This is a genomic window from Ensifer sp. ENS03 (genome assembly GCF_014852035.1).
GTDB lineage: Bacteria > Pseudomonadota > Alphaproteobacteria > Rhizobiales > Rhizobiaceae > Ensifer > Ensifer adhaerens.
On record NZ_JACVAV010000002.1, the window covers coordinates 452286 to 466576 of the forward strand.

14 protein-coding genes are annotated in these 14291 nt (G+C 65.2%); 7 read left to right on the plus strand and 7 right to left on the minus strand.

Going from position 1 to position 14291, the window contains the following annotated elements:
* The first annotated feature begins 229 nt into the window (after window positions 1-229).
* Entirely contained in the window at window positions 230-646 is a 417-nt protein-coding gene (locus tag IB263_RS08900) for a hypothetical protein (protein WP_246802558.1), read from the plus strand.
* A gap of 38 nt (window positions 647-684) precedes the next feature.
* Here the strand turns inward: IB263_RS08900 and IB263_RS08905 are convergent, their stop codons facing one another.
* Window positions 685-1587, minus strand: coding sequence for a LysR family transcriptional regulator (locus IB263_RS08905; RefSeq protein ID WP_192438579.1), 903 nt, complete (start codon window positions 1585-1587; stop codon window positions 685-687).
* A 297-nt stretch (window positions 1588-1884) separates the two neighbouring features.
* Here IB263_RS08905 and IB263_RS08910 point away from each other — a divergent pair, with 297 nt between their 5' ends.
* The 5 genes from IB263_RS08910 (at window position 1885) to IB263_RS08920 (ending at window position 6916) form a co-directional block, all read left to right on the plus strand.
* On the plus strand, window positions 1885-2658 hold the full coding sequence (locus tag IB263_RS08910; protein WP_192438311.1) for an SDR family oxidoreductase: 774 nt from the start codon (window positions 1885-1887) through the stop codon (window positions 2656-2658).
* 238 nt (window positions 2659-2896) lie between these two features.
* Window positions 2897-5194 carry a mechanosensitive ion channel family protein gene (locus tag IB263_RS08915; protein WP_192438313.1) on the plus strand — a complete coding sequence of 766 codons (2298 nt, stop codon included), beginning with the start codon at window positions 2897-2899 and terminating at the stop codon, window positions 5192-5194.
* 176 nt (window positions 5195-5370) lie between these two features.
* A complete protein-coding gene (locus tag IB263_RS34460) occupies window positions 5371-5502 on the plus strand; it encodes a hypothetical protein (protein ID WP_255380500.1) in 132 nt (43 codons plus the stop codon).
* Between the two features lie 416 nt (window positions 5503-5918).
* Complete coding sequence (locus IB263_RS34465) at window positions 5919-6041, plus strand: hypothetical protein (RefSeq protein ID WP_255380501.1); 123 nt, start codon at window positions 5919-5921, stop codon at window positions 6039-6041.
* A 482-nt stretch (window positions 6042-6523) separates the two neighbouring features.
* On the plus strand, window positions 6524-6916 hold the full coding sequence (locus tag IB263_RS08920) for a hypothetical protein (RefSeq protein WP_192438316.1): 393 nt from the start codon (window positions 6524-6526) through the stop codon (window positions 6914-6916).
* 178 nt (window positions 6917-7094) lie between these two features.
* Here IB263_RS08920 and IB263_RS08925 read toward each other — a convergent pair whose 3' ends face one another.
* The 4 genes from IB263_RS08925 to IB263_RS08940 form a co-directional block, all read right to left on the minus strand.
* The gene (locus IB263_RS08925; RefSeq protein WP_371814065.1) at window positions 7095-7895 is read right to left on the minus strand and encodes a nucleotidyltransferase domain-containing protein; all 801 of its coding nucleotides are present in this window, start codon (window positions 7893-7895) and stop codon (window positions 7095-7097) included.
* An 82-nt stretch (window positions 7896-7977) separates the two neighbouring features.
* Complete coding sequence (gene ftsZ, locus IB263_RS08930; protein ID WP_192438318.1) at window positions 7978-9018, minus strand: cell division protein FtsZ; 1041 nt, start codon at window positions 9016-9018, stop codon at window positions 7978-7980.
* Between the two features lie 460 nt (window positions 9019-9478).
* Window positions 9479-10087: a glutathione S-transferase family protein gene (locus IB263_RS08935; protein WP_034793282.1), complete on the minus strand. Its 609-nt coding sequence runs from the start codon at window positions 10085-10087 to the stop codon at window positions 9479-9481.
* A 167-nt stretch (window positions 10088-10254) separates the two neighbouring features.
* On the minus strand, window positions 10255-11052 hold the full coding sequence (locus IB263_RS08940) for an aminoglycoside phosphotransferase family protein (RefSeq protein ID WP_192438320.1): 798 nt from the start codon (window positions 11050-11052) through the stop codon (window positions 10255-10257).
* Window positions 11053-11203: 151 nt separating this feature from the next.
* Between IB263_RS08940 and IB263_RS08945 the strand changes: the two genes are divergently transcribed.
* Window positions 11204-11500, plus strand: a complete 297-nt coding sequence (locus tag IB263_RS08945) for a hypothetical protein (protein ID WP_063891143.1) — start codon at window positions 11204-11206, stop codon at window positions 11498-11500.
* A gap of 12 nt (window positions 11501-11512) precedes the next feature.
* Here IB263_RS08945 and IB263_RS08950 read toward each other — a convergent pair whose 3' ends face one another.
* A complete protein-coding gene (locus tag IB263_RS08950) occupies window positions 11513-12553 on the minus strand; it encodes an ABC transporter ATP-binding protein (RefSeq protein ID WP_110818637.1) in 1041 nt (346 codons plus the stop codon).
* Window positions 12541-14247, minus strand: coding sequence for an iron ABC transporter permease (locus tag IB263_RS08955; RefSeq protein WP_192438581.1), 1707 nt, complete (start codon window positions 14245-14247; stop codon window positions 12541-12543). Before IB263_RS08955 ends, IB263_RS08950 begins: the two co-directional genes overlap by 13 nt.
* Window positions 14248-14291 lie beyond the last annotated feature (44 nt).

Sequence of the window (14291 nt, forward strand, 5' to 3'; positions counted from 1 at the left end):
CTCGGAACGCGATGTGGAAGCACATCGCGCTCCGATACTCGCCTGCTTCCTCGTCGCCGAGAAGGGACGCCTGTTCGGCGACGCCAGCGTCAGCACCGCGCCGGCGCTGGACGCATGAGCATCTTGATTTTGCATCCCGAATGACTGTCCATGGCGACAACCGTCGCGACTCGCTGCTGCCAGGCGATCACGAGAGACCGCGACATCCCGAAACGCCAAAGGTGCCGCGTTGACTGCAAGCCTTTCCTTCACCGCCGCGCTGCTGCTTGCGGCCGCATCCGCCTCTGCGGCGATGGCAGGCGAGACGAGCACCGCGCCCTCGGGCACCTATTGCGGCCAGCTTTCCTCCGCCGGCGTGCTCTCGGACGCCGAGACGCATTTCGAAACCGCTGCCGATGGCACGGTCGTCGGCAAATACGTGTTTTCCGATCAGGGCCAGTCCGTCGACGGTGAACTCGCCGAAACCGGCGACGATGGCGACGGCAGCGATCTCACCCGAAGCTTCATGTGGCGCGACAAATACGGCTACGGCCAGTTGATCGTCACCTTCACGCCGGATTTCTCCGAATTCGACGGCAAATGGAATGCCGGCGGATCCGAGTTCCTGCCGTGGAACGGCCGGCGGTGTCATCAGACGATCAGCTAGAGCGCGCCAACGAAGCGAGCCCAAACCGCATCGCCCCCTCACGCCGCAATCACCCCCCGCATCAGCCCCTCCAGCCAGTCGGCAAACACCTTGAGCCGGCGCGACAGATGCTGGCGGTGCGGGTAGAGCAAAGCCATCGGCATCGGCGCGGCGACGTGATGCGGCATCACCTCGACCAGCCGGCCCTCTCGGATGTGATCGATCACGTCATAGGCCGGGATCTGGATCAGGCCGAGGCCGGCAAGGCAGCAGGCGATGCTGCCTTCCGCGCTGTTGACGCTGACCCGACCCGGCACCTGAACCGTGCGCACCTCGCCCGCCTCGATCCATTCCCAGTCCTCCACCCGCCCGCTCGAGGGTGAAGCGTAGTTGACCGCGACGTGGGCGCTGAGATCGTCGGGCGTCTCCGGCGTGCCGTGGCGCTCGAGATAGTCGGGGCTTGCGACATTGATCAGCCGGAGCGTGCCGAACGGCCGGGCAATCAGGCTCGAATCCCCGAGCGGCCCGACACGCAGCGCGCAGTCGACGCTTTCCTCGATCAGGTGCACCGCCCGGTCGGTCATGCCGAGATCGATGTCGATGCCGGGGTACCGCGCCAGGAACTCCGGCAGCGCCGGCGCCACGATCAGCCGGCCGATGCGGCTCGGCAGGTCGACCCGCAGTCGTCCGGTCGGGCCGGAGGTGTCGCGGCGAAACAGGTTCTCCGCCTCGTCCATATCGGAAATCAGCCGCAGGCAGCGCTCGTAGAAGGCTGCCCCATCCTGCGTCGGCGCAACCTTGCGCGTGGTACGATGGAGAAGTCGCGTGCCGAGCCGGGTTTCGAGCGTCTGCACCGCCGCCGAAACCGAGGAGCGCGGCAGGCCCAGCGTGTCGGCCGCGCGGGTAAAACTCGCGCTTTCGACGACACGGGTGAAGGTGCGGAAAAGCTCGATCCTGTCCATGCCGGCGCGCGACGCCTCACCCCCATTGTTCGTCATTCCTGACAAGTCATGTCACGTTCTGGGACTTTATGCCAGCAGCGCCGACGATATTCTCCTGGTCGCGATGCCGGTCGCATCACCGACCTCTCGCGTCGGCGGCGATAAGGCCCGCACCCTATGAAGCAAGAGATACGACGTCCGCCACGAGCGGCGGTCGCACAGGCGGCCCGTACTGGAGAGCGGGGCGATTTCGGGCAAATGCGTAGCCCCGCCGCCGAACGAAAGCATCCGCCACCACGCGCACAACAGGAGAAACCCATGGCAGACCACAGCATCAACGGCAAAACCGCCCTCATCGCCGGCGGCGCGAAGAACCTCGGCGGCCTGCTCGCACGCGATTTTGCCGCACACGGCGCCCGTGGCGTCGCGATCCATTACAACAGCGCGGCGACGAAGGCGGCAGCCGATGAAACCGTGGCGGCGATCAAGGCGACCGGTGCCGCGGCCCACGCCTTCTCCGGCGATCTCACCAGCGCCGCCAATGTCGAAAAGCTCTTTACCGACGCCAAGGCGGCGCTCGGCAGCATCGACATCGCCGTCAACACCGTCGGCAAGGTGCTGAAAAAGCCCTTCGTCGAGATCACCGAGGCCGAATACGACGAGATGAGCGCGGTTAATTCGAAGTCCGCATTCTTCTTCCTGCGCGAGGCCGGCAGGCACGTCAGCGACAACGGCAAGGTCTGCACGCTGGTCACCTCGCTGCTCGGCGCCTTCACGCCCTTCTATGCGGCCTATGCCGGCACCAAGGCGCCGGTGGAGCACTTCACCCGGGCAGCCGCCAAGGAGTTCGGCGCGCGCGGCATCTCCGTGACCGCGATTGGACCCGGCCCGATGGATACGCCCTTCTTCTACCCGGCCGAAGGCGCCGACGCCGTCGCCTATCACAAAACCGCATCGGCCCTTTCGGCCTTCTCCAGCACCGGCCTCACCGACATCGAGGACATCGTCCCCTACATCCGCTTCCTTGTCTCCGACGGCTGGTGGATGACCGGCCAGACGATCCTGGTGAATGGCGGCTACACGACGAAGTAGGCCGGAGGACCTGGCACCGGAGCGTCCGCCCAGCGTCTCTCTCCCCGCTTGGCGGGGAGAGATGTCCGGCAGGACAGTGAGGGGGTAGCTTCGGCGCAGGGGAACCCTTGGTGAGCGGCGGCCCTGGCGCGGCCCAGTCCTCATCCCGCCCCACAAAATTCGATTGGAATTTTAGAACGTTATGTAATGTGATGAACAAGGCCGCAGGGCGGACAACCGATTTTGATGGATGAATTTCATGCTGCGTTTCCACTTCCTCTGTCGCCATCTGCTGGCGGGCCTCGTTCTCGTCCTGACCCTCGCCCTGCCCGCACTCGCCGAGACGACGCCTCCGCCGGTCACCGTGATCCTCACACCCGGCCAGAGTGCTGCCGAGATCGAGGAGATCTTGCGCGCCGCCGCCAAGGCCGGCGGGTCGGTGACCGTCGAGTGGCGCGACGCTGCGGCGCAGGCCTCGGGCGAAACGCCGACGCCCGCTGGCGCTGGCGTCGCGGCACCGGCGCCCGCGTCGGGGGGCGCGGCCACGCATCAGGCTGCACCCGCAACCACGACGCCTGAACCAACGTCCTCGCCCGATCAGCCGGACACGCTCGACACGCTTTCCGCTCGTTTTGTCAATGGCTTGCAGATGGGCGTTGCCGGTATGTCCGGCATCGCCGGGGTGATGGCTGACGTTGCGGCAGGCATCCGCGCCGAGGGCTGGTCGGTGGTTTCGGTAACAGCCGTGGCCCTGCTCGCCGTCGCAGCCGGCCTTGCCGCCGCCTTTGCCAGCCGGCTCCTCATCCACCGGCTGTTCGGCGCCTCGTTCGAAGTGGTCGATCTGCTCCACCGCATGCGCGCCTCGCTGATCCGGCTTGGCTTCGACATCGCCTATCTGGCGATCTTCGCCGTGGCCGCTCATGCCGTTGCCCGCCTGTTCCTGACGCCGGCCACGGCCTCCGCCGAACTCGCCCACGCCCTCATCACCATCGCCCTCGCCTCCGTGGTCTATGCGGTCGGCGCCCGCTTCCTGTTTGCGCCGACGCGGCCCGAGATCCGCCTGCTCGATATCGCCCACCCGCGCTTCCACGCCAACATGCTGACCGCCTATGGGGCGATCGGCGCCATCCTCGGCGCCAGCCTGCGCTTTGCCCACCAGCGCGGACTGGAGAACGCTGCAACCGATGGCTGGCTGTTGATCGGCGTGACCCTGTTGACGCTGTTGAAACTCTATTGGTTCATCGCCGGCGCCGGCGATATCCGCACGGTGTTTGCCGGTGAAAACCCAGGCCCGGTGCGCCGCGCCATCGCCTTCGGCGTGCCCGAATTCTATGCGGCAAGCGCCATCGTGCTCTGGCTGATGAGCGTCATCGTTGCCGGCAGCCCGAACAGCGCCGCCTGGAGCTTTGCCGGCGGCACGACACAGATCATCCTGCTCGCGCTTCCGATCCTTGCCTTCGGCATCCATTCGCTGGCGGGGGCTGCCGCCGAGCGCCGGCGCACGCCGGCCTCCCACGCGCTGCACGCGGCGATTTCGGGCAGCGTCCAGACGGCGCTTGCCGGCGCCATCTGGCTGATCGGCCTGCATCTGATTATCACGCTCTGGCGCCCGGTGCTCGTCCAGCATGATACGGCCGGTGCCATCGGCTGGATCGTCATCCTCGAGCGCATCAGCCTTGCGGTGGTCGCGAGCTGGGTGATCTGCAGTTTCCTCTGGAAGAGCTTCGAGGCCTTCGCGCCCACCGCCCGCCTCGCTTTGCCCGGCGACAGCGAGGACGATACGGTGGTCCACCAGCAAAGCCGGATTTCGACCATCCTGCCGCTCGTCCGCAACCTCATCTTCGGCGGTATCTTCGCCGTCACCAGCCTCGTCATCCTTTCCGCACTCGGCATCAATATTGCGCCGCTGATCGCCGGCTTCGGCGTGCTGGGCCTCGCCCTTTCCTTCGGCTCGCAGACGCTGGTGAAGGACGTCGTCTCCGGCATCTTCTTCATCGCCGACGATGCCTTCCGCGTCGGCGAATATGTCGATACCGGCAAGCTCAAGGGCACGGTCGAGCGCATCTCGCTGCGCTCGCTCCGGCTGCGCCACCAGAACGGCCAGATCCACACGATCCCCTATGGCCAGCTTCAGGCGGTCACCAATTTCAGCCGCGACTGGAGCACGGTGAAGTTCGAGTTGAAATTCGAGCGCGATGCCGACCCCGAGAAAATCCGCAAGACCATCAAGAAGGTCGGCCTTGCCATGCTGGAGGATCCCGAGATCGGCGGCGAATTCCTGGTGCCCTTGAAGATGCAAGGTATCCAGGACGTCACCGAAAACTCGCTCGTCGTGCGCCTCAAGTTCACCGCCCGCCCCGGCAACCCCAGTATCCTGCAGCGCGAGTCGATGAAGCGCCTGCTGCCGGCGCTGCGCGAAGCCGGCCTCGACCTCGCCTCCAACGCCGTCACCGTGCGCTCCGGCGCTGCCGGTGCAGCCGAGGCGGAAGCGGCCGCCGCCAACCTGGCGCTGGCGAAAAAACCGGCAGCGGCCGAAACGGCGGAGGCGGAGGGATAAGCAGGCAGTCGATGGCGACAGCGGCATGGACATGCCGTGTCCGCCAACGGCACGCGTCCTCCACCGATCTCGGTCCGGCGACGAGGACACGCAATCATCCAGGTGCCGCGACGACCTTTGCGTGTATGGTGGGTCGCGCGGGCGCGGCAGCAGCGCCTTTCGATGGAGCGTCAGTAATGGATAACGATCACCTCTGGTACTGTCTCGTCGGCACGAAGGACACCAACACCGGCATGGCCCGCTTCCTGCTGGCCGTCGGCGCATTCATCGTGCTGTTCGGCGTCGTCTTCTGGATCCTCGGCCTGTAGAGCCGTTCGGCGGCCATCTCTTCAAATCGACATCGAAGGTCCAGAAGCCCGAGGAGATGCGAAGCGCTCCTCACGCGTCCGAATTCACACGGCTGCGCCGCTTCAGCCGCCCGTTGAACTTCTCGGTGGCCGGCCGCAACTCCGATCCGTCGTTCTCGCGCTACCGCTTCAACACGGCGTGTAGCTCCCCGGGGAAATCTCCGGCCCAGGACGGGCTGGAGCACACCGAAAAGCTGCATGCCTCCGCGATTTCCCGCTGTCCCCACGGGAACAATAGTCGGCCCCGCCCATTTGCTAGAACAGGTTCAACAAAAGGCCGGAAGGCCTTTGACCGGAAAGCACAGGGCTTCCGGATCGATCACCGCCCGGCGCAACGAAGGATCAAGGCCAGGCAAGAAGGAAGTCGGAGCAACGCCATGCGCATCATCCTGGTAGCCCTTGTCGCCTCAGTCATGAGCATCCTGGTGTTCAAATATGCCGATCATTCGCTTGGCAACACGCAGATCGTTGCAACAGCCGAACAGCTGGCCGCCCTTTAAGAACCTCCCCCTGATCGCGCTGCCGGTAGCAGAACGATGCTCCGGCCCGGCGCGACACCTCTCCATCCTCCCCATCTCTGGCTGAAGACGGCACTCGCACTCGAAGCGCCACCACAGGGATTGCCTTTGTCCAGTCGGCGCGAAGGACATCGGTCGTGGCCCGCCGACCGTTACCGTTTCCATCCCAGGCGTCTCTGGCAGCTGCCCCGCAGGCGCAGCGACATAGCCCCGCCACCGATCGTGCCCTGCCCGCCCGTCCCTGCTCCGGCCGAGGGCGCAATTGGGAGCGCCCAATTTCGCAACCTCTAATAGACACCGAACGATGGGAGAACGGTCCAAGCACGAAAGTGGTTTTCCCGTAGCCTCCTCCCCCAAATGGGGGAGGAACATTTCGTGAAACCACTCGACGCGTAAGCGCGCCTCTTGCTAACCGCTAAAGTTGTCTTACATTGGCATGGGCAACAATTTATACGATTGAATAAATGGACTTTCGTCTCGTCGCCGGCGGCATGTTTGTCGCTCTGCTGTGCGCAATCGCCATCGTCCTGTTCGCGCCGCGAACCGAGCAATATATGAGCTATTCCAAATATGAGTGGACGATCTCCGCGTTGCGCAAGCGCCCGGGCGCGCAGCGGCAATATGTAGAGGCATGCGTATCGGAGTACCTGCCCGACCTGAAGGACAATGCGCTTGAGGGAACGCCCTATTCCAGCCGGAAAGAAATGGCGGAGGACGTCTGCCGGCGCTACTTCAAAGCGTTCATCGATGGCAGGCTGACCTTCGCCGAGTTCAACCGCTCGATGTACGAGGAGCTTCCATTCTCCGTGGTCGAGGAGGCTGAGCGCCGGGAGCCACGCCCTCCGCGCAGCAAGTGAAGGCCAAAGGCCTCGCCTCTGCACTCGCCGTAGCTGTTGGCTCACCCAGAACTTGGCGGCCGTCAGCCATGCGGGCGCCGGCGCTCGTGTTGAAGCGTCCCGGCGGTTCCTCGCAAACAGATCATGTCCCCACCCGCGCCCAAGGCATCAGAGGCGGCCATCCCACAAGCCGGCGCATTCACTGCGCGAGAAGACCAGGACGCCGGGCATCCGGCGGCGCCGTCCGACGGTCGCCGGCAAACAACGGCCCGCCATGCGGCGCCAGTTCCAGCTCGGCAAGCCGGATCAGCTCTGCTGCCTGTCCTGCGCCCGCGTGGCGCAATGCCGTGTCGAAGCGTTCGGCAAGCGACGCGTCCGCCCGGACGAGCAACCGCGGTAGCCATTTGCCGCGCCCAGACCATTGCCCGCGGCCAAGCAGCATCAGATCGGCGAGCGGCTTCGTCAGTTCGGCGGCAATGGCGCGGATCTCGGCGGCCGGGCGTGCATCGCGCAGATCATCCACCAGATCGGTGATCTGGTAGCGTAGTCGGTCGCGTATCTCAGGCGTCAGCGGCGCCGGCCCTCGTTCCAGGCGCTGTTGCGCCCCGGCCTGAAGCGCTTCGGCACGCGCCCGCTCAGGCCCGATAGCAACGCCGCCCGCCACCATGTCCGCAAGCACCGGGCAACCGCCCGCCATATCCTGGTCGACAAACCAGTTGAGCGTCTCGAAGTCGTGCACGAAGGCCTCGATCGGAAAATCGTCGAAATGGAAGCTTTCCCGCCAGGCGGCCGGCAGGGCCTCGTGCAGCACCACCAGGTCGATATCCGAGGTCTGCGTACCCTCGCCGCGCAGGATCGAGCCCGCGACGATCGCAAAGATCGCCTGCGGAAAGCGTTCCGCAAGCACCGCCTCAGCCGCCATCACCGCTCTCGCCGCACGGCCTGGTGCCGCTGGCGCGTGCTTTGTCGCCTCATCGGCGGGCACACCCTCGTCGCTCATTCGAGCCTCCAAACGCAAGGACCCTCCCGATATGGCGTCATCACATCGGGAGGGTCCTTGAAGCAGGCGATGGATGCGAATGCTATTGCAGCGTGCGGGTCGGTGCAGGTTCTGCCGCCGGCTGGCTGACGGCGGCACCGGCCGGGTTGGCGGATGAGCGTGCGCCGTCGAGGCCGGTCGCAACGACGGACACGCGGAAGGTACCGTCGAGCGTACGGTCGAAGATCGAACCGACGACGATGTCGGCTTCGTCATAGACCTCTTCGCGGATGCGGGTCGCGGCTTCGTCCACCTCGAACAGCGTCATGTCCATGCCGCCGGAGATCGAGATCAGCACGCCGCGGGCGCCGCGCATCGACACTTCGTCGAGCAGCGGGTTGGCGATCGCGGCTTCGGCCGCCTTCAGCGCGCGGCCCTCGCCGGTCGCCTCGCCGGTGCCCATCATCGCCCGGCCCATGCCCTTCATGACAGATTTCACGTCGGCGAAGTCGAGGTTGATCAGGCCTTCCTTGACGATCAGGTCGGTGATGCAGCCAACGCCCGAATAGAGCACCCGGTCGGCGATCACGAAGGCATCGGCAAAGGTGGTCTTGGCGTCAGCGATGCGGAAGAGGTTCTGGTTGGGGATGACGATGACGGTATCGGCCGCCTCGCGCAGCCGCTCGATGCCCTGCTCGGCCGTTTCCATGCGGCGCTTGCCTTCGAAGCTGAAGGGCTTGGTGACGACGCCGACCGTGAGGATGCCGGCCTTGCGTGCCGCTGCCGCAATTACTGGGGCCGCGCCCGTGCCGGTACCGCCGCCCATGCCGGCGGTGACGAAGCACATATGCGTGCCGCCGAGGTGATCCATGATCTCGTCGATCGATTCTTCCGCCGCCGCCCGGCCGACATCCGGCAGCGAGCCCGCGCCGAGGCCTTCGGTCACGGCGGCGCCGAGCTGGATGATGCGCGACGACTTCGACATGGCGAGCGCCTGCGCGTCGGTGTTGGCGACCACGAAATCGACGCCCTGAAGCCCTTCGTTGATCATGTTGTTGATGGCGTTGCCGCCACCGCCGCCGACCCCGATCACGGTGATCTTCGGGCGCATTTCGGTGATCGTGGGCTTCTTGAAATCGGTCATGGCTTGTCTCCTAGAGCCAGCGCCTTGCAGGCGCCCGGCAGCGGCGAATCGGGCAGCTTGTATTTTAGGAATTGAAAAAAGCCATGGAGAAGGCAAGCAAAAAGGGCGACGCGCCTATCCACATATGAATTTTAGCGGGGGCGCAGAGGCGAGAATTCGGCCGTTGGGTTTCGTCGGCAGAATGGGGAAATCTACAAAATAATCAATGCCATAGCGCATGCCATCCCCTCACCCTGACGCTCTCCCCGCCTGCGGGGAGAGGGAACGCGGATGACGGCCGGCTCCCAGGTCGAGACCTGCCGACGGGCAACGCGGCTGCCACATTGGCCGAAGGAACGAGCGGCCGCCACGTCCCTCCTTCTCCCCGCGACAACGGGGAGAAGGTGGCCGGCAGGCCGGATGAGGGGCCGATCTCGCCACCCTGAGACTGCGCGAAACCGCCTCTGCCACAGGCTATCCCTTAAGCCTCAAAACTCGGCCGCGAACGCACCCGCTCCAGCCAGCGCTGGACGTTTTTTGCGGAAGCCGGGATTTCCATGCCGAAGACCTCGCAGAGCCAGGCGGTGACCCCTGCGGTGATGTCGGCGATCGAGAATTCGTCGCCTGCCAGGAACGGCCTTCCATCCGAGAGCTCATCGTCGAGCCAGCCCCATTTCTGCGGCACCGCCGCCCGCTCGGTCTCGGCAAAGGCCGGAAACTGCGTCAGCCGCTCGGCAAAGAACGCGTCCGAATGCAGCGCCACATTGCCGACGGTGCCGAGGATCACCAGTTCGGCGCGCCGGTTCCACATCTCCACCTTGGCGCGGCTGACGGCGTCATGGCCGAAGAGCTGCGGCTCGCGCGTGGTCTCTTCGAGATAGCGGCAGATCGCGACGCTCTCGGTGATAACAGTGCCGTCGTCGAGTTCCAGAACCGGGATCTGACCGAGCGAGTTGACGGCGAGAAACTCCGGCGCCTTGTGCTCGCCCTTGGCGAAATCGACATCCACCATCGGCAGCGAGATCCCCTTCTCCGCCATGAAGATGCGCACGCGATACGAATTCGGTCCCATGCCCTGATAAAGCTTCATCTTATCCTCCTGTCGATGAGGCGACCGCCCCGTTCCTCCTCAACCGCATAAAAGCGGAACACCGGTTGCTTATAACAACCAGTTTCATTTAACTCAATGGTTTATTTCAGTAGGCAAAAATTCTTTTTCGCGAACGCTATCGGCTTGCCCCGCCGCTTCGCCGGTCGTCAGACAAGGTTTCGGGACAATAGCGTCCTATGGCGCTCGAAGGCGTCCCGCTCTCGCCGCCAGTGATCGAGATGCCCGTCCCGTTTCAGCCGCTCGGTCGCGGCCGCGCCGATCATTGCCAGCATCGCCGCCTCGTCGCCCATATGCCCGAGCACATCGGCGACCATCCCAAGCAACGCATCGTCCGAGGCAAGACCGTAGGTCGCGCACAGCCGTTTCAGCCGCCGGCTGCCATCATCGAGATCCGCCAGCGCCGCGGCCTTCAAGTCATCGGAATGGAAGGAAAGCGGCACGGTCCAATAGGCGAGATAGGCAAGGTCTCGCAGCCGCGGCCCGGGACCGGCGAGATCGAAGTCGATGATCCCCACCGGTTCGCCGGCCCGAAAAACGAGGTTGTACGGCGCAAAATCATTGTGGCAAATGACCTCCCATCGACGCCGATCCGGATATCTAAAGGCCCAGCGATCCGCCGCGCCGAAGCCGAATTCGGCCGTCGCGTCATGATAGGCGCGAAGCAGCCGCCCTGCGGCAATCAGCGCATCCTCGCAAAGCCAGATGTCGGAAGAGACACCGGCATCGCCTTCAATAAAGCTCAGCATCTCTCGCCCCTGGCCGTCGAGGCCCAGGAACCGCGGCGATCCCGCAAAGCCCTTTGCCTCGAGACGGAGGAGCAGCCGGTGAACGGTCGCGCTCTCAGGGCGCGTGGCGCGGCGCACCGTATCGCCCACGCGTACGACGCCGGCATTGACGTTCCCGCCCGCAAGCGGCGTTTCCTGTATCGGCGTTTCGGATGTCATCGGACCGTTCGAGAGGCTGGAGGCGAAGCTGGCCGAGGATCGTCTTCGGATCACCCCCTGTCAACGAACCGTTCCCATCGACGGCCCGGCCGATCGCTGTCCTTGAATCTACCGGGCGATCATGCTTGCCTCTTCCAAACAGGAGCTTGCCATGTTCGCCCGATCCGCCGTCGCCTGCCTCGTCCTCGTCCTTGCCACTGGTCAGGCCAATGCCGCCCTTGCGCCGAATTTTCAGCGTGCCCGCGAACTGAACGCGGTCATCAACGCGGTCGCCGTCGCCGTTCCCAAACACCCGATCGACAAGGTCATCAGCCAGGGCCGCGACCGTTATGCCGTCGTCGCCGGCAAATGCACGGTAATCGCAAGGATCGTCGGTCTGCCGGCAAAGCCTGGCGTTGTCGGCCCGCGCCAGTTCGAGGTCGAACTCGACAAACCCGATTGCGACTGACGCCAACCCGGCCTAGAGCCGCCACCCCTGGCTCATCACGAAGCGCGCCGTGTCTCCCGGCATGATCGCCCTGTCGCCATAGGCCTTCAATGACTGACCGTCCGGCAAAGCCAAGGTCAGGGCAAAACGCTCGCCTTCGAACACGCAGGAGACGACGCGGAGCGCCATGCCCTCGCCGTCGTGGCGCACATGTTCCGGGCGCACGAGGACGTCGCGCACGGCGCCATCGCCTGCGCCTTCCATGCCGACGCCGGCAAGCGCTGACCGCAGCGTTGGCCAATCCATCGCCCGCGGCATGCCCTCCGGCACGGCGAGCTTGAGCACCGAGCCGCGGCCGATCAGGCCGCCGACGACGGCGCCTTCGGGTCTTGCGTAGATCTCGGCCGGCTGCGCCATCTGCATCAGCCGCCCCTCGTGCATGACGGCGACATCGGTTGCGAGCGCCATGGCTTCCGCCTGGTCGTGCGTCACATAGATCATCGTCGCGCCCGAGCGCTCGTGGAAGATGCGGAAGGTCTCCTCCATCGACTTGCGTAAGTGCTGGTCGAGATTGGCGAGCGGCTCGTCGAGCAGCACGACATCCGGTGAGGTCACCAGGCAGCGGGCAAGCGCCACGCGCTGGCGCTGACCGCCGGAAAGGGCTGCCGGCCGGCGGTCGGCATAGTCGGTGAGCTTTACCAACGCCAGAGCATCGGCGACGCTCCTTTGCCACGCCGAGCCTGAAATGCCGCGGACCTTCAGCGGATAGCCGACATTTTCGGCCACCGTCATATGCGGCCAGAGCGCATAGGACTGGAACACCATCGCCATGTTGCGTCGCTCCGGCGGCAGCGCCCGTGCAGCATCCGAAAGCCGTCTTTCGCCAAAATCGATCGATCCATCGCTGGGCTGCTCAAAGCCGGCGATCATGCGCAGCACCGTCGTCTTGCCGCAGCCGGAAGGCCCGAGCAGCGCCAGGAAGCCGCCTTCCCGCACGGTCAGCGACACATCGGAAACCGCCGGTCGGCCGCCGCCGAAATGCTTGGTGACGTGATTGAGGATCAGTTGCGCCACGGCAGCACGCCTTCCGGGAGATAGTTTGCGAGAGCCTCGAGCGCGGCCATCAGCACGACGACCATGACAACCACGAGCACCGAAAGGGCTGCGGCCAGGTCCGACGAGCCGCTGTCGTCGAGATTGAAGATGGCGACACCGAGTGTCTGGGTACCGGCCGACCAGAGCAGCGCCGAGACCGTCAGCTCATTGGCGGCAATCAGGAAGACGAGGATGATCGCCGCACCCGCGGCCGGCGCTACCAAGGGCAGGATCACGTCGGACATCCGCCTGAAGAAGCCAGCACCGGCGAGACGCGCCGCCTCTTCCAGCGATGGGTCCATCTGCAGGAAAGCACTCATCACCGGCTTGAGGCTGACGGCGAGGAACGAGGAGAAGTAGGCAACCAGGATGATCCAGATGGTGCCATAGAGCGAGACCTTGAGGATCGGCAGAGGTGCGGCAAAGGTAAGGATGAAGGCGACGGCCAACACGATGCCCGGCAGCGCATAGGGGATCTCGATGAGGATGCCGAGCGTATTGGCAAGCCACCCCTTGCGTCGCGTCATGAGATAGGCCGCGGGCACCGAGACGGCGAGCAGGCCGAATGCGGCCGTTGCTGCAAGGAACATCGAATTGCCAAGCGCCTTCAGCGTCATCGACTGGCGGAAGAGAATTTCTTCGTAAGCGCGCAGCGACACCGTCTGAAGGTTGAGCGGCACGCCATAGGCCGGCACCAGCGAGCTCGCGACAAGAGCGGCGAGCGGTGCGACCAGCACGAGAAGCAGGATCGCCACGAGGACCAGCTCGACGACCGGGCGGAAGCGGCCGAGCGAAAAGGCGGCATTCGCCCCGGAAAGGCCGATGATGCGGTAATCCCTGCCGACAAGCGCCTTCTGCTGCAGGATCAGCCCGGTAGCCGCGATCATGGAGATGAGGCTGGAGAGCAGCGCGATCTCGCCGAAGGTGCCGGCGCCGAAGCTGGCGAGCCGCGTATAGATCAGGGTCGGCAGCACCTCGATGCCCGCGGGAATGCCGAGGATCGCCGGAATGCCAAAATTGCCGACGCCGGAGACGAAGGCGATCGCCGCACCGGCAATCAGTCCCGGCAACGACAGCGGCGCGACGATGTCGCGAAAGACACGGAATGGCGTGGCCCCGGCAAGCCGTGCCGCCTCCACCCCGTCGCGCGGCGTTGCGGAAAGCCCGGCTTTCAGCGCCAGGAAAACCAGCGGCGCATGCTGGACGCCGAGAAGCAGCGAAATGCCTGCCAGCGAATAGAGCGGCTGCGGGCTGCCGAGCGGCGGCGCGATCCCGAGCGTCTTTAGCAGCGGGCTCGCCGGCCCGGTCATCTCCACCCAGGCAAGCGCCGTCACCTGCGGCGGGATCATCATCGGCAGCATGAAGGCAAAGCTGAGCGCAAGCTTGCCGCGCACATCCGTCAGCGCCACCGAGAAGGCGAAGAGCGCGCCGATGACAACGGAGACGACCATACCGCCGGTCGCGGTTATCAGCGTGTTGCGGAGGGCGGCAAAGGTTGCGGGTTCCGTGAGCACGCCAATCGACCGGCCCGAAATAAGCCCGGCAAAGCCGGCCTTCGCCAGGCTGAAGAGCGGCAGCAGGCAGAGGAGAAACAGGCAGGCGAGAACGAAGGGCACCAGCCAGCGCGGCTCGGCGGCGGGACTCGCCCCTGCCCGCACCTTGGGCGCGCCCATCGTCCGGCCGTGAAAGGAAAGGCGCAGCCAGCGGGGCCGGCTGC

Bases quoted from the DNA above. Each gene is read 5' to 3' on its own strand.
- IB263_RS08905 (WP_192438579.1), bottom strand. From the start codon at position 1,587: ATGGACAGGATCGAGCTTTTCCGCACCTTCACCCGTGTCGTCGAAAGC.
- IB263_RS08910 (WP_192438311.1), top strand. From the start codon at position 1,885: ATGGCAGACCACAGCATCAACGGCAAAACCGCCCTCATCGCCGGCGGC.
- IB263_RS08915 (WP_192438313.1), top strand. From the start codon at position 2,897: ATGCTGCGTTTCCACTTCCTCTGTCGCCATCTGCTGGCGGGCCTCGTT.
- IB263_RS34460 (WP_255380500.1), top strand. From the start codon at position 5,371: ATGGATAACGATCACCTCTGGTACTGTCTCGTCGGCACGAAGGACACC.
- IB263_RS34465 (WP_255380501.1), top strand. From the start codon at position 5,919: ATGCGCATCATCCTGGTAGCCCTTGTCGCCTCAGTCATGAGCATCCTG.
- IB263_RS08920 (WP_192438316.1), top strand. From the start codon at position 6,524: ATGGACTTTCGTCTCGTCGCCGGCGGCATGTTTGTCGCTCTGCTGTGC.
- IB263_RS08925 (WP_371814065.1), bottom strand. From the start codon at position 7,895: ATGAGCGACGAGGGTGTGCCCGCCGATGAGGCGACAAAGCACGCGCCA.
- ftsZ (WP_192438318.1), bottom strand. From the start codon at position 9,018: ATGACCGATTTCAAGAAGCCCACGATCACCGAAATGCGCCCGAAGATC.
- IB263_RS08935 (WP_034793282.1), bottom strand. From the start codon at position 10,087: ATGAAGCTTTATCAGGGCATGGGACCGAATTCGTATCGCGTGCGCATC.
- IB263_RS08940 (WP_192438320.1), bottom strand. From the start codon at position 11,052: ATGACATCCGAAACGCCGATACAGGAAACGCCGCTTGCGGGCGGGAAC.
- IB263_RS08945 (WP_063891143.1), top strand. From the start codon at position 11,204: ATGTTCGCCCGATCCGCCGTCGCCTGCCTCGTCCTCGTCCTTGCCACT.
- IB263_RS08955 (WP_192438581.1), bottom strand. From the start codon at position 14,247: ATGGGCGCGCCCAAGGTGCGGGCAGGGGCGAGTCCCGCCGCCGAGCCG.